The organism is Segatella bryantii, from assembly GCF_022024215.1.
Lineage (GTDB): Bacteria > Bacteroidota > Bacteroidia > Bacteroidales > Bacteroidaceae > Prevotella > Prevotella bryantii.
Genome location: NZ_CP091798.1, coordinates 306303 through 322112, shown reverse-complemented (window position 1 = coordinate 322112; position 15810 = coordinate 306303). Strand labels below are relative to the sequence as shown.

Genomic DNA, 15810 nt, shown 5'->3' with positions numbered 1-15810 from the left:
TCTGAGAATTCGTGCGCTAACGATTGCACACTATTCTTTTACTAAACAAAAGAAGCTGTACCACATGTCTATTTTTCCTTAATAATACTTACAGACAGCGCACCCAAAATAAGCAGAATACCTGCTAAAATCATCATGTTGCTCTGTACAGAACCGACCATATTCAATAAGATGCCACCCACAATGGCTGCAACTATCTGAGGGATACAGATTGTACCATTAAATAGTCCCAAATAAGTACCCAAATGACCATATCCCTGGAGGGCATTGGTAACAAAAGTAAATGGCATGGCCAACATAGCGGCCCAAGCACATCCGATGAGCACAAATGGAGCAAACATTAAATACTGATCATGAATAAAAGCTGTCCAAGCAAAGCCGATACCACCAAGAATAAGACTCAACGCATAAGCGAATTTACGATTTTTAAACTGCGGTAACACTGCAGCCCAAATTACAGAGCCAATAGCTTGTACTGCAAAAAGTATACCTACCCAGTTTCCTGCTTCCTGATAACCTTTACTGGCTACGTCTGTTGTTCCCCAACAGTTATCAGCGACAGTACCATTCGTATAAGTCCACATATACATAAAAGCAAACCAGCAAAAGAATTGTACAAGTCCCACTTTCCAGAAAGTAGAAGGTGCTTTCTTTAACAAACTTACCAAGTTAACTTTTTCAGCATTCAAAGGTTCTTTTAAACCATTATATTCTGCATATTCCTGTGGATTCCACTCTTTTACTTTTAGTGTGGTATAAATCACACAGATAATCAATATCGCTGCACCTATATAAAAACTATAAATCACAGAATCTGGTACAACACCTTGAGGAGCGACATTAGAAATTCCGATATAGGTAAACACAAATGGGAACACATATCCTACAAGGCTACCAGCATTACAAAGAAAGCTTTGTATCGAATAAGCCAATCCTTTCTGTTTTTCGTTAACCATATCACCTACTAGCATTTTGAATGGTTGCATGGCCATATTAATACTAGTATCCAAAAACATTAAAGCACACAAGCCAAAAATCATGGCCGTTGAAACATGCATACCAAACGAACCTGCATTAGGTAACAGGCACATCACCAATACTGCAGCTGCTGCACCTACAAAAAGATAAGGAATACGTCGACCTAATTTGCACCAAGTCTTATCACTACATGCACCAACAATCGGTTGAACAAGAATACCCATCAATGGAGGTAAAATCCAAAAATAACTCAGATTGTGTGGGTCTGCACCCAAAGTTGCAAATATACGAGAAATATTTGCACTCTGTAAAGCGTATGCAATTTGTACGCCAAAGAATCCGAAGCTCAAATTCCACAGCTTCCAGAAACTCATATTAGGTTTTTGTTTCATATAGGTTTTGTTTTAGATTGCTTAAGACAACATTTTTCTCCAAGAGAAACTACTATATTTATCGAGTAGTGCCACGAATCACGAGACGAGTACGCACCACTCTCTTTTCAACTTTATCTTTAGGAATAGATCCTTCTACATGACCTATCAAAATATTGGCAGCTTCCTCACCAACCAGTGTACCTCGTTGCTCAACAGTAGTAAGCATCGGGTCACAAGCCTTAGCACGATTACCATTAGTAAAACCACAAATGGAAATATCATCAGGTATACGAAACCCCATGCGTTTAGCTGTATAGAGAATACCTATAGCCGTATCATCATTGATAGCAAAAAATGCATCTGGACGATTCTCTTTCGATAGAAGATCTGGCGTAATCGCTTCTGCCGAAGCACGATTATCACAGATATGAATCAAACTTTCGTCCAGTTTGAGACCATGCTGCAACAAAGCATCTTTATAACCATTATAACGATTCTTAGCAATTTCCATCGTCATAGAAGAGCCATAGTATGCAATACGTTTACACCCAGTATCAATAAGATGTGTTACAGCTGTAAAAGCGCCCATATAATCATCGACTACTACACGAGAACAGTCTACTCCCGTGCAAATGCGGTCATAAAAAACCAAAGGTACACCACTATTTATTAGTTTCTGAAAATGGTCATGCTTCGTTGTATCTTTAGCTTGTGATACAATGATACCACAAACCTTATTTTTATAAAAAGAATCGCATATTTGCACCTCACGCTCATAGCGCTCATCACTTTGGGCCACCATAATACGATACCCTCTAGCACTAGCCTCTTCTTCAATGCCTGTCAGAATAGAAGCAAAATAATAATGGATAAATTCTGGAATAATCACACCGATAATCTTCATCGGCATAATTTTGCTAAGACGGAGCGCTTCACCTATCACATTCGGATAAAAGTTGTGCTCACGTGCATAAGTTTGAATACGATCCCTTTGTTCCTTACTGATACGGGGACTATCCTTCAATGCTCGCGAAACGGTAGCGACTGATACATGCAGTTCGCGAGCTATATCTTTCATTGTTATAGGCGATTGTTCTTTCATAGGTTATGTGAGCAAAAAAATACTTTTTATAGCATTCCATGCAAAGATATACAAAAGTAAGATATGTCGTTTTTATTGGATATTAAATTGAAAAGGAAAAGTGCGCAAACGTTTGCGCAAATTAAGATGCAATTTTAATATTGAAAGAGAACAAACAATCGTTAATTAGTATATATTTGCATCGAAATATTATGCCAAAAGGACATACCGCCAGAACCTAGCGAGACATATATATACTATCTTTATGCGACGCTTATCTATGTCCAGGCCTATTAAATACAGAATAATAACTAAAAACAATAATACGTTAACTAAAAAATCAAAGCAAAATGAAGCAGGTAAATTTCAAATTGCCTCTAAGGAGTTTCGCTATTGCTAGTGGAATATTCCTTTCAGCTACAGCCCTTGCACAATCTAATACTGCAAAAGGACAAGTTAAGGATGCTACTGGAGAACCTGTTATCGGTGCAACAATCATGGCTAACGGTAAAGCTGTAGGTGTAACCGATTTCGACGGTAACTATTCTGTAAACGTCCCTAAGGGAACTGAGCTTACTATTACTTATGTAGGCATGATACCTATGAAAGTAAAAGCAGGCGAAAATCAAGTCATTACTCTTACCGCTGACGACAAGACACTAAACGAAGTTGTTGTTATCGGTTATGGTGCCGTGAAAAAATCTGACTTGACGGGCTCTGTATCAGCCTTAAAACCTGATGGTAAAAATAAAGGTGTTGTTGTCAATGCACAGGATATGCTTGCCGGTAAGGTTGCCGGTGTAAGTGTAACGAGCAACGATGGTACACCAGGTGGTGCTACGACCATGCGTATTCGTGGTGGTTCTTCACTTAACGCTTCAAATGACCCTCTGATTGTTATTGACAATGTACCAATTGATAATAACGGTGTAAAAGGCCTTTCCAATATTCTCTCAGCTATCAATCCTCAAGATATTGAGAGTTTCAACATTTTGAAGGATGCTTCTGCTACAGCTATTTACGGTTCTCGTGGCTCTAATGGTGTTATTATCATCACTACCAAAAAAGGGCATAAAGGTGGTGTAAAAGTTTCATACAATGGAAGCATGACCATCAGTATGAAAAAGAAAACTGTTGATGTACTCAATGGTGATGAATTCCGCGCTTTAATTAAAGAAAAATGGGGAGAAAACTCTGATGCTTATAATGCATTGGGTACAGCTAATACAGATTGGCAGGATCTAATTTATCGCACTGCTATTAGTCAAGATCATGGTGTAACTATTTCTGGTTCTGCAGGTGCTTATTTGCCTTATCGTGTATCTCTTGGCTATACTGATCAGCAAGGTATCTTGAAGACTTCTGACTTCAAGCGTTACACAGCTTCATTCAACTTGAATCCTTCTTTGCTGGATAATCACTTAAACATCAACCTGAATGCTAAGGGAATGTATGCTCATAGCAAGTATGCAGATACTGATGCAATCAGTGCAGCTGTAAACATGGACCCTACACAGGATCCGTATTCTTATACCTCAAATTATCACAAAACTACTTACGGTGATAACCTGACAGGTCTGCTTAACAATTTCAATGGCTTTTTTGCATGGCCAAAATCGGGTAACTATGGTGATCCGACATGGCCTTATACTTATAATGAATTGGCAACCAAGAACCCACTATCTGTACTCAGTGAGAAAAACGACCGTGCTAACAGCCGTGAGTTTATCGGTAGTGCCGACTTCGATTACAAAGTACATGGCTTTGAGGATTTGAGACTTCATGCTACTTTAGGTGCCGATATTGCTAAGGGTAAACAGACTACAGACTATTCACCATCTTTCCAAAATAATAATAATGCATACTATGGAAATTATGGATGGGAATCTATTTTGAAGAGAAACCTCTCTTTAAGTACATATGCTCAATATTTCCACGACTTTAACGATAAGGCCAAAAATCACTTTGATATCATGGCAGGTTACGAATGGCAACATTTCTGGAGTAGTACTAGAAATAACTACTGGGGATATTACGGCATAAATAGCACATTAACTGATACCAAAGGCAACAGTCTAGCTGGTCAGAAATACAATGAGTCCAACTATGCTACCAAAACAGAAAACTATCTAGTATCTTTCTTCGGACGTGCCAACTGGAGTCTTATGGATCGTTACTATGTAACAGCTACTGTCCGTGATGACGGTTCTTCACGCTTTAAGGATCATTGGGCTGTATTCCCATCTTTCGCTTTCGCATGGAAAATCAATGAAGAAAACAAATTCAAGGAGATAAAATGGTTATCAGACTTGAAACTTCGTCTTGGTTGGGGTAAAACTGGTCAGCAAGATGTCAAAAATGATTACGCATGGATTCCTACTTACACCATTAACACTGGTACGGGAGCATACTATTATGCAGATGGCGATGGTGTACTATACAGACCAGACAACTATACACCTGATTTGAAATGGGAAACCACAACTACTTATAACTTAGGTTTAGACTGGGGTATTAACAATCAGCGTCTCTCTGGTACTATAGACTGGTATTATCGTGAAACTACAGACCTATTGAACTACGCTCCAACAAAAGCACTCTCAGCTTTCCGCAATCAGGCTTGGCAAAATATCGGTTCTATGAAAAATACTGGTGTCGAGGCTGCAATCAGTTGGAAGGCTATTCAAAGTAAAGATTGGTATTGGACTATTGATGCTAACTTTACTTATAATGCTAACACTATTACAGATTTATCAGGCACAAGTTCAGACGGAAGTCCTGTTGCTAATACCAATATAAAAATTGGTACAGATAAATACTTAGAATACAATCAGGTAGGTCATCCTATGAACTCCTTCTGGGTATTCCAGCAAGCATACGACGAAAATGGAAAGGCTATTGAGAATGCAGTAGTAGACCGTAATGGTGATGGTCAGATTACCAATGATGACCGTTATTTCTATAAAAGTCCAGCTGCACCAATTACCGTTGGTTTATCTTCTCGCTTAGAATATAAGAACTGGGATTTCAGTTTCTCTATGCGCGGTAACATTGGTAACTATGTTTATGATGCTGTAAGTCAGGGATTCCACAATGTAAGTGCTAATGCTCTGTGGGCATCAACCAACTTCTTGATTAATAAAACTTCTGATGCCGTACTCGACAATTGGCAGACCGATGACGTATCAGCTATTCTTTCAGACCGTTGGATTCACAATGCATCTTTCTTAAAAATGGAGAACATCACTTTAGGCTATACCTTCGATAAGCTCTTCAAATCAGGCAATTGGCATGGAGTGAGTGGACGTGTTTACGCAACTGCTTCTAATGTATTTACCATTACCAAGTATGACGGTCTGGATCCTGAAGTTTACAATGGATACGACAACAATATCTATCCACGCCCATTCTCTGTTATCGTTGGTCTGAATCTTAACTTCTAACCTTTTTAGCGAAATCAATCATGAATAAAAATATAAAAAGTCTACTTAGTGTAGCTGTCATGGCTCTATCTTTGAGCACGACATCATGTACGGGTGATTTGGACGTAACACCTATCAACCCTAATATGAACACCAAAGTTCTATCATACGCACTTTTTAACAAATGCTATGCAAACTTAGCTATGGCCGGTAATAGCACAGGTGATGGCGAATGTGATATTGATGGCTTGGATGGTGGAACATCAGGCTTCGTTCGCCAGTTGTGGAATTCCAACGAGTTGACAACCGACGAAGCTATCTGCCACTGGGGAGATGATGGTATACGCCAATACTGCTATAATACCTACGATGCTAGCCATCCTATGCTGAATGGTTTATATGCCCGCCTTACTACAGGTATTTCTTACTGTAATCAATATATCAATGAATGTGGCGCAGACGATGCTACAAAAACTGCAGAAATTCGCTTCATTCGTGCTTTGGAATACTATTTTCTGATGGATGCTTTTGGCAATATACCTTTTGCCACAGAATTAACAAATCCAACACGTAAGACCCGCGCTGAAATGTATGAATGGTTGGAGTCCGAGCTTCTTGAAATCGAACCTGAAATGTCTGAAGCTAAAGCCAAGAATTCTTCTGATGCAGGCTACTACCGTGCAGACAAAGCAGCAGTATGGATGCTTCTATCTCGCTTATATCTCAATGCAGAGGTCTACACAGGCACAGCGCAGTGGTCTAAAGCAGCAGAATATGCAAAAAAAGTAATCGATTCTGACTATCAGTTGAATACTACTGGTAGTGGAAAATGGAGCGCATATCAGATGTTGTTTATGGGCGACAATGGTGAGACTTCTGCAGCTAAAGAAGGTATTTTCCGTATCGGACAAGATGGTTCTACTACAACCTCGTGGGCTGGTACATTGTTCCTGATGGCATCTACTTTCGATGGTAATATGCATGCAGACGTTTCTGGTACCTATGCCAAAGATGCTACCAATGGTACCGGTCAGACCTGGGGCGGTAACCGAGCTCGTACTGATTTAATCAACAAGTTCTTTCCAAATAATGATGCACCAAATGTCAGCTGTACAGAAATGCCAGAAGCTGCAGGTGACGATCGTGCTATCTTTGATGGCAAAGATCGCAAACTTGACAATGGTGACGGTTGCCTTGGAACCTTCACTGATGGTTTTGCCGTAGCAAAATGGATAAACTTTAAGACCGATGGTTCTGCAGGTCACAATGATACCTATCCTGACACAGACTTTTTCCTCTTCCGCAAAGCAGAAGCATATCTTACCTACGCAGAAGCTACAGCCCGCGCCAATGGTGGAACGCTTACCTCTGAAGGTGTAGCGGCTGTCAATGCACTTCGTGCTCGTGCGCATGCAGAACAGAAGGCAGGCTATACACTCTCAGAACTCTGTGATGAGTGGAGCCGCGAGTTCTACTTCGAGGGACTTCGTCGTCCTACTTTGATACGTTTCGGTCGTTTCGGAGGTAATAACAATTATAACTGGAGCTATAAAGGCGGTACTAAAGCTGGTCGTAACTTTAGCGCAGACAAGAATATCTTCGCTATCCCAGCAGAACAGGTTACTTCTACTATCACCCAGAATCCAGGGTATTAATCTATATCGATTTCATTAAAAAAGAATTACAATGAAAAATATATTAAAATCAACTATACTGTTGCTATGCGGTACCTTTGTTATGGCTTCATGTAGTGACGATCGTGAGAACAATCCCGTTCTCTTATCACCTACTACCTTTACCATGAATGTACCTACGTATTCTACCCAGACAATAGATTTGGCAACATCATCGGCTCTCGACTTTACATGGTCGCAGCCTGCTTATGGATACCCTGCAGCTGCAGAATATCAAGTACAGTTCTCACCTGACAATAGTTGGACAGTTTCTACAGATGAAGCCAATGCAGACAAATCGGGTACTTTAAAGGCCGATTATGCCAATGTAGGCTTAGCCACGAGTACATGTAATGCCTCTGTAGAAGCGGTCGATATCGATAAAGCCATTCAGCAAATCAAACAATACAAAGAAGATGAAGTTCCTGCTAATCTTAAGGTTTATGCTCGTGCGTATGCCGTATATGCAGGCGATACCATCTACTCTAACGCTGTATCGTTCAATGTTGCACCTTACTATGTAGAATTACAGGATGCAGCTCCAGAACTTTGGTATCTCATCGGTAGCTGTATTGGTGATGGTTCTTGGAGCGCAGATCAGGTAATCCCTATGTATACTATCGCAGGTAATGAATATGATTCTAAGACCGGTCAGGGTGTCATTTCTTGGACAGGTTATCTTACCACAGACGGCTTTAAACTCGTTAAGACTCCTGGTGCCTGGAATGATCAGATCGGTTCCTCTGATGGTGGTGTCGACCTTGTTAAGAATAATGGTGGTTCTTCTAATATCTGTGTCCCTACTAACGGTATTTACACCATTACTATCGATACCAAGGCTCTTGCTGGTATAGCCGCTGAAGCTTCTTGCAATAATGCCATCAAGATTGAAGCTTACACCGGTACTCCTAAAGTATTTACCTCTATGGCTATCCCTGGCTCTGAAAATAAATGGAATCAAGTTACAGGTAATGTTATGTCACCACTCAATTCTTCCGTAGAAAACCATGACTGGACAACTACTGTAACTTATAACGCTGACGCTGCCAGCTCTGATGGCTGTAAGTTTGCCGCTAATGGAACATGGGATTCCAGTTGGGGTTCAAGCAGCTTCCCTTATGGTACAGGAACAAATGGAGGCTCTAATATTCCATTCAAGGCTGGTACATATAAAGTATACTTGAACGATATTACTGGCCAGTATATGTTTATAAAACAATAATACAATGGTAGGGGTGGATTTCTCCACTCCTACACTTTAAAAGATAATAGCATGAAAAAAATATTTTATATCATAGGAATAGCTTTAACTCTAGCCAGCTGTCAACAGACTGGTTACGAACCTTGGGCTGACATACAGAGCAATACTGAAAATGCAGAAACGGTTACGTTAACTGTCTCAGAAGCACCAGCTATCGACTTTGCTACAGTTTCCACTGATTCTGTACAGTTATTTATCCCAACAGTAACATCTTCTGTCAAAACAACCGATAACTTTGTTGCCAAACTTGTAAATGGTGATAAATCTGAAGCCATCAATGCAGACTCTGCTGGATATGTTGCTGCTAACGAGTTGAAGACAGCTATACAAAAATTATATGGTAAAAAACCAGAAGAACGTGATGTAAATATTGTAGTTACAGGGTATTCGCTCATTGGCACTCAGAGTATTCAGAATACAGCCAATGTCAAGGCCAAAATAACACTAGACAATACTTTCACTGAATTCATTTACGAAATTGGTGAGAACACAACTTGGGGTGACGCTCTTGCACTATATGGACCAGACTTCGATGGTAAATATTATGGTGCTTTGTACTTGAAATCAGGCTTCAAATTCCGCTCAAATCTCGGCAATTGGGATGGCGAACTTAACCTTGGTCTTGATAGCAATGGAAATTTAATCAGCGATGGTGGATCTAGCAACATCACACTGGATGAAAATGGTTTCTACAACGTTACTGTTAATGTTGCTGATATGACTTACACACTCAAAAAGTTTGAGTATATCGAGATTATTGGTGACGGTCAAGGTAGTTGGGATAACGGAACCAAGATGACCTACAACGAAGCAGACAGAACCTGGGTAGCCGACAACGTTACCTTATCAAACGGCTCTATTAAGTTCCGTTCTGATGGAAATTGGGACAATGTCAACATCGGTGGTTCGTTGAATAATCTCGTTCAGGGCTCTAACGACAATATTCCTGTAACTGCTGGTACTTATAAGGTGGTATTACATCTTGAGAATGCTGCAGAAAAAGCTCCTTATGCAGAACTGATTGCTAAGTAAACTCTTATTTACTCTATATCTAAAGAGGGAAGAAAAAAGATCATATTTTCTTCCCTCTTTTCATAGATTTATCCTTTATATCTACTTTTTAGGCTTTAATAAGAACAACTTGTTATTGCTAACGTTTGCAAACGTTTGCACAAAGATAATTTGTTGATTTGTAAGAATTGAGAACAATCAACCCACATTATGTGGTAAATTTGGAGATGAATAATAAAAAAACTAAACCTATATGAAAAAATTCTATTCCACAGCTTTTGCTCTGTTTATGTCAACTAGCTGCATGCTGGCACAAGGTTGGCCTGCTAATTATAGTGGTGTAATGTTACAAGGATTCTACTGGGACTCATATACAGATAGTAAATGGACCAAACTGGAGAAACTTGCAGACGACCTTAGTCAGTATTTCTCCCTCGTATGGGTTCCGCAGAGTGGTAAATGCCTAGAAAGTTACAACACTATGGGGTATACGCCTTATTATTACTTCAATCAAAATTCGAGTTTTGGTACAGAGGCGCAACTTCGTTCGATGATTAAAACCTTTAAAGAAAAAAATATTGGAACTATCGCTGATGTAGTTATCAATCATCATAACACTGACGGTTGGTTTAATATGCCAGCCGAAACTTATAATGGTGTAACTTACCAGCTAAAATCCACTGATATTGTTGGCGATGATGATGATGGGGCAACCTTAACACAAGCTAACTCCAGTGGAGTATCACTCAGCACGAATAATGATGAAGGCGAAGGTTGGCTAGGTATGCGAGATCTCGATCACCAAAGTTCCAATGTACAGACGATTGTGAAGGCATACGAAAAATATCTTAAAGATGATTTAGGATATATAGGTTTCCGCTATGATATGGTCAAAGGCTTTGATGCTTCGCATATTGCAGACTACAATGATGCCTCTGGCATAGAATACTCTGTAGGCGAATACTGGGATAACAATACCAAAATAGAAAATTGGATTGATGCAACCAACAAAAAGAGTGCAGCTTTCGATTTCCAGTTCAGGTATAATGTTCGCGATGCCATTAATAAAAGTGACTGGAGTCAACTGAAGTCAGACAACAACTTGGTACACGATGAAAACTATCGTCAATATTCCGTTACCTTCGTAGAAAATCACGATACACAATATCGCGATGCCAACAACCCACTCGACCCTATCAAAAAGGACACACTAGCCGCCAATGCTTATCTACTCGCCATGCCTGGTACACCATGTGTATTCTACAAACATTATTTAGCTTATCCTAACGAGATTAAGGCGATGATCGATGCACGTAAGGCTGCAGGTATCACTAATACTAGTTCTTATAGCAACTTCAGAAGTACTACAGCCTATTTTGCCAACAAGGTATCGGGCTCCAAAGCAAATCTTATTGTATATGTTGGCAGCGGCTTTACTGCTCCAAGTACTAGTTTGTATAAGCAAATTCTAAGTGGTCCAAACTATGCATACTACATGTCATTATCTGCCGAAATACCTTTTATAGATCAGCCTTCAGGCTCTTACGATACAGATATAAAAACAACACTCACTGCCGTATCAGAAGATGCCAACGCTAAACTGGTATATACCCTTGACGGTACAGAACCAACAGCCTCAAGTACCACGGTTAATAGTGGTGAAACAATAACCATCGCTTATGCACAGGGTACATCTACAACTCTTAAAGTAGCTTTACTCAAAGAGGGTACGGTAAGCAGCAGCATTACTCGCACTTATACTTTTCCTACACCAAAGCAAATAGAATTTGAAACGCCTGCTACAGGCTATACCTATACGGCTTACTTCGTTGCACCTGTTACCTGGGGGGAATCTGTAGATGTGTATGCATGGGTTTGGGATAGCAATAATAACTATACTGGTGGTAACTGGCCAGGCGATAACGAACATGTATATTGTATCGGTCAGAACGATAATGGACAATATATCTGGCAGTGGTGCTACTATGGTGAGCTAACTTCTACACCTTCCAATATTATATTCAACAATGGCAGTGGAGGTACCAATAACCAGACCAACGATAAGATATTTACCAATGGAGGCTGGTATCAAATGAGCAGTACTACATCGGATGAACCGACCCTGGGTGTTGATGATATAGAAAGCCAAATATCATCTACAATTAACAAAGGTACACGATACAACCTCTCAGGTCAGCATGTGACCGAAGGTTACAAAGGTATTGTCATTCAAAATGGCAAAAAATTCATTGTTAAATAAACATACTTTCTTTCATTCATTATTGAAACACAAAACAGTGCATACTTAATTCATAAAGCTATGCACTGTTTCCTTACAAATTTGTAACTTTGCATCATACTAATCATATCATTAATGAAAAACTACATTTTTTTGTTCATACTCTTCTTATATTCTTCTTATTTCTCTTCAACTATAAAAGCCCAGAAATACTTTGGAGGTGATGCTTCTATGTTACCTACTTATGAAAAACAAGGTAATATCTATTATACAGAAAAAGGGAAAGCAATGCCATTTCTTGATATGGTCAAAGAAAGCGGATGGAATACCATTCGTGTACGCCTATTTGTAGAGCCCCAATATGCACCTCAAGCTCATCAGGACGAAGGTGTAATTCAGGATTTAGCCTATATTATTCCCTTCTGCCAACAAATACAGGACAAAGGCATGGATATCATGCTCGACTTCCATTATAGTGATACTTGGGCTGACCCTGGCAAGCAGTTTATACCCCAAAGCTGGCTTAAGGCTTCAAAAGATGCACTCGCCGACTCTGTATACAATTATACCAAGCGTAGCTTAATAACCCTAAAGAATTATGGTATCACACCAAAATTTATCCAGGTAGGTAACGAAATAACTTTTGGAATGCTTTGGCCTGCGGGTAAAGTGAATCCCTTAGAAAACGATAATTGGGATTATCTCACCCAATATATCAGGAGTGGCAGCAAAGCTTGCAGAGAAATTTGTCCACAGTCTAAAATTATTATCCATACCGAACATGCTCAACAACTCAAGACCACATTGAGCTACTATAACCATCTGAAAGAATATGGAGTAGATTACGATATTATCGGTCTGAGCTACTATCCGATGTGGCATGGCTCTATCCCGCATCTGAGAAGAGTTCTCAACGCATTATCTGATCAATATCCAGATAAAAAAATCATGATTACAGAAACAGCTTTCTATTATTCACACCAAAAAGACCAATGGGCTAAAAGTGCAAACCAATACGGCCAATATTATTCTATTACTCCAAAAGGACAGGCTAAATTTACCCGTAAATTGATTACAATGCTTAATAAACAGCACAATGTTATTGGTGTTTTCTGGTGGTTCCCTGAAGAGAACGAAAGTAAATATCCTGTTCTAAAAGGCTGGATTAATCGAGGCTTATTTGATAATAATAACGGAAAAGCGCTTCCTGCTTTCTATGAATTTATAAAATATAAAAAAAGCTTACCATGAAATTACTGAATATGTATGCAACAGCCTTACTCTGCTGCACTCTTAGTAACGTATCGGCACAAAAGTATGCTGGTGGCGATATTTCATTATTACCTACTTACGAGGAACGTGGAGCTAAGTATTTTACACACGAAGGCGAACCCATTACTAATGTCCTTGACTATCTGAAAGACCAAGGATGGAATGCACAACGTGTCCGCCTGTTTGTAGATCCGAATAATGCTTCTGACGAAGCTAAGGAACAAGGGGTGCGACAGGATTTAGCTTACATTCTCAAACTAGCTAAGCGTATCAAAGAAGCTGGCTTTGCTCTCATTTTAGACTTTCATTACAGTGATACGTGGGCGGACCCAAGTAACCAATGGACACCTGATGACTGGAAAAATCTAAATAATGTTCAACTGGGTGAAAAGCTCTATAGCTATACTAAGGATGTACTCGAACAACTAGTAGCAGAAGGGGCTACCCCTGACTTTATCCAAACTGGCAATGAAATAAGCTATGGTATGGATTGGGGGACTTCTGCTTTAGACGCCAAATACTGCTACCCTTCCAATCAGTATACCTCTAACTGGACCCGGTTTAATAGTCTTCTCCAAAAGGCTACTGCAGCTTGCCGAGAGGTATGTCCAAATGCTAAAATAATACTACATACAGAACGTGTATCTTCGAATACAGATTTACAAAAAGATAATAGTAATTATAACGCCTTGACCTATTTTTGCAACAATATGAAGGATAATGCCATCGATTATGATATCATAGGCCTGAGTTATTATCCTTATTATCATGGTGACCTGAGTCAACTGGAAGGCGCTATTAAGAAAATAGAAAATTATAACAAAGATATTATGCTGGTAGAAACTGGTTATCCTTCACAATGGCCAGTTAGTGATGCTTATGACTATACGAAAACCTTTCCTTATACAGATGCTGGCCAGAAAGCTTACACAGACTCACTGGTTACGATGCTCAATAAATACGATAAGGTAATAGGCCTATTCTGGTGGTTCCCCGAAGCCAATGAATATAATATAGACTGGGCTACCAATCATGTTACTAAAGAATGGTATCATGCAACTCTTTTCAATAATCAAGATGGAAAAGCATTCAGTGCTATTTCGTCTTTGAAAAATTTTATCTCTGACCCTACGGGTATTATAAACGTAAATATGGATAATAAGATATCTACAGACAATAGTTGGTACACCTTACAAGGTATAAAACTTCAAGGTGAACCTCTACAAAAAGGCTTCTATATCTATCAAGGGAAGAAAATTATCAAACGATAAATCAACACTGCCGAAAAATATAAACTAAAAACTTAAATTAGATTATTAGTTTATATTTTTCGGCAGTACCGTTATAGATTAAATATAATCTTTATTTATTCGCTGAAGAATCAGTATCAGTGACCTTCTTAGGTCCACGGACCTTATCCTTAGCAGTTATACCACTCTTTATTTCAATATTAATACCATCGCTCAAACCTGTTGTTACCTTAGTACGTTTATAAGTTTTCTTTTCACCTTCACCCTTGATGACATAAACATACGTATCAGAGCCCTGGAACTCAATAGCACTCTCCGGAACAGTAAGAACATGATTAGCTTGTGCTAAAACAATCTCTGCATTTGCACTATATCCAGAACGGATCTTGTTACCGTCTACCCCTTTGATTGCAGCTTTAATCTCAAACTGGTTAGCCCCATTACTCGTTTCTGCCTTAGGAGCTATATACTCCAAAGACGCTGTCAGCTTTTCATCCTGAAGAGCACCAATCGTAATTTTCATCGGCATACCAGTAACCAACTTTCCGACTTCAGTTTCGTCGATATTACCATCAAAAATCAAGTCACCCATATTAGCAACTGTAGCAATAGTAGTACCATCATTAAAAGTATTACTCAATATGACCGTATTACCTACCTTCACTGGAATATCAAGGATAAGACCTGAGATCGTAGATCGAATCAATGTACTACTCATATCAGCATTACTACTGGATACACCTTCGCGTACAACTTCTAAGTTATCGTTGGCAGCCTGCAATTCTTCTGCATCGCGCTGATGTACAATACGAACCTTCTCATACTCATCAGCGCTAACCAACCCCTTGTCGTACAAGAGTTTTTCACGATCTAAATCAGTCTTAGCCTGCTTCAGATTAATTTGAGCCAAACGAACACGAGCCTGTGCACTAGCTAGCGAACTCATGTCTGGAATAACTTTCACCTTAGCAATTACCTCTCCTGCAGTAACCATCTGTCCAGCCTCTTTATATATTTCGGTAATAATACCTGAAATCTGAGGCTTTACAGAAATTTCATTACGTGGTTGAATTTTACCTGTTACCACAGTAGTTTTCTTGATGTCGGTTACTTTCGGAGTAAACTCCTCATATTCCACTGGTTTAGGTTGACTCTGTATCCACAAGAACACAAAAGTACCAATGAAAATCACGGCAACAAGACCAGCAACGATAAACTTAATGTACTTTTTCATATCTAAATAGTATTT

The 15810-nt window shown here is 39.4% G+C and carries 10 protein-coding genes; 7 read left to right on the top strand and 3 right to left on the bottom strand.

The window, feature by feature from the left end; all coding sequences use genetic code 11:
- Positions 1 to 68 precede the first annotated feature (68 nt).
- A complete protein-coding gene (locus tag L6471_RS05440; protein WP_006282880.1) occupies positions 69 to 1370 on the bottom strand; it encodes an SLC45 family MFS transporter in 1302 nt (433 codons plus the stop codon).
- 58 nt (positions 1371 to 1428) lie between these two features.
- Entirely contained in the window at positions 1429 to 2454 is a 1026-nt protein-coding gene (locus L6471_RS05435) for a LacI family DNA-binding transcriptional regulator (protein ID WP_006282879.1), read from the bottom strand.
- A 329-nt stretch (positions 2455 to 2783) separates the two neighbouring features.
- Here L6471_RS05435 and L6471_RS05430 point away from each other — a divergent pair, with 329 nt between their 5' ends.
- From L6471_RS05430 to L6471_RS05400, 7 genes are all read left to right on the top strand, one after another.
- Positions 2784 to 5876: a SusC/RagA family TonB-linked outer membrane protein gene (locus tag L6471_RS05430; RefSeq protein WP_237797530.1), complete on the top strand. Its 3093-nt coding sequence runs from the start codon at positions 2784 to 2786 to the stop codon at positions 5874 to 5876.
- 20 nt (positions 5877 to 5896) lie between these two features.
- Positions 5897 to 7510 carry a RagB/SusD family nutrient uptake outer membrane protein gene (locus L6471_RS05425; RefSeq protein ID WP_237797529.1) on the top strand — a complete coding sequence of 538 codons (1614 nt, stop codon included), beginning with the start codon at positions 5897 to 5899 and terminating at the stop codon, positions 7508 to 7510.
- 31 nt (positions 7511 to 7541) lie between these two features.
- On the top strand, positions 7542 to 8750 hold the full coding sequence (locus tag L6471_RS05420; protein ID WP_237797528.1) for a SusE domain-containing protein: 1209 nt from the start codon (positions 7542 to 7544) through the stop codon (positions 8748 to 8750).
- A 51-nt stretch (positions 8751 to 8801) separates the two neighbouring features.
- The gene (locus L6471_RS05415; RefSeq protein WP_237797527.1) at positions 8802 to 9821 is read left to right on the top strand and encodes a lipoprotein; all 1020 of its coding nucleotides are present in this window, start codon (positions 8802 to 8804) and stop codon (positions 9819 to 9821) included.
- A 232-nt stretch (positions 9822 to 10053) separates the two neighbouring features.
- Positions 10054 to 12060 (top strand): alpha-amylase family glycosyl hydrolase, encoded by a 2007-nt coding sequence (locus L6471_RS05410; RefSeq protein WP_094448348.1) that lies wholly within the window; start codon positions 10054 to 10056, stop codon positions 12058 to 12060.
- A 114-nt stretch (positions 12061 to 12174) separates the two neighbouring features.
- Positions 12175 to 13290 (top strand): glycosyl hydrolase 53 family protein, encoded by a 1116-nt coding sequence (locus L6471_RS05405; protein ID WP_237797526.1) that lies wholly within the window; start codon positions 12175 to 12177, stop codon positions 13288 to 13290.
- Complete coding sequence (locus tag L6471_RS05400; protein WP_083331674.1) at positions 13287 to 14582, top strand: glycosyl hydrolase 53 family protein; 1296 nt, start codon at positions 13287 to 13289, stop codon at positions 14580 to 14582. The genes L6471_RS05405 and L6471_RS05400 overlap by 4 nt, the downstream gene beginning before the upstream one ends.
- A 91-nt stretch (positions 14583 to 14673) precedes the next feature.
- On the opposite strand, the gene L6471_RS05395 is transcribed toward L6471_RS05400, so the two are convergent.
- The gene (locus L6471_RS05395) at positions 14674 to 15795 is read right to left on the bottom strand and encodes an efflux RND transporter periplasmic adaptor subunit (RefSeq protein WP_237797525.1); all 1122 of its coding nucleotides are present in this window, start codon (positions 15793 to 15795) and stop codon (positions 14674 to 14676) included.
- Between the last annotated feature and the right edge of the window lie 15 nt (positions 15796 to 15810).

Coding starts and splice junctions, on each gene's coding strand:
- L6471_RS05440 (WP_006282880.1), bottom strand. CDS start 1,370: ATGAAACAAAAACCTAATATGAGTTTCTGGAAGCTGTGGAATTTGAGC.
- L6471_RS05435 (WP_006282879.1), bottom strand. CDS start 2,454: ATGAAAGAACAATCGCCTATAACAATGAAAGATATAGCTCGCGAACTG.
- L6471_RS05430 (WP_237797530.1), top strand. CDS start 2,784: ATGAAGCAGGTAAATTTCAAATTGCCTCTAAGGAGTTTCGCTATTGCT.
- L6471_RS05425 (WP_237797529.1), top strand. CDS start 5,897: ATGAATAAAAATATAAAAAGTCTACTTAGTGTAGCTGTCATGGCTCTA.
- L6471_RS05420 (WP_237797528.1), top strand. CDS start 7,542: ATGAAAAATATATTAAAATCAACTATACTGTTGCTATGCGGTACCTTT.
- L6471_RS05415 (WP_237797527.1), top strand. CDS start 8,802: ATGAAAAAAATATTTTATATCATAGGAATAGCTTTAACTCTAGCCAGC.
- L6471_RS05410 (WP_094448348.1), top strand. CDS start 10,054: ATGAAAAAATTCTATTCCACAGCTTTTGCTCTGTTTATGTCAACTAGC.
- L6471_RS05405 (WP_237797526.1), top strand. CDS start 12,175: ATGAAAAACTACATTTTTTTGTTCATACTCTTCTTATATTCTTCTTAT.
- L6471_RS05400 (WP_083331674.1), top strand. CDS start 13,287: ATGAAATTACTGAATATGTATGCAACAGCCTTACTCTGCTGCACTCTT.
- L6471_RS05395 (WP_237797525.1), bottom strand. CDS start 15,795: ATGAAAAAGTACATTAAGTTTATCGTTGCTGGTCTTGTTGCCGTGATT.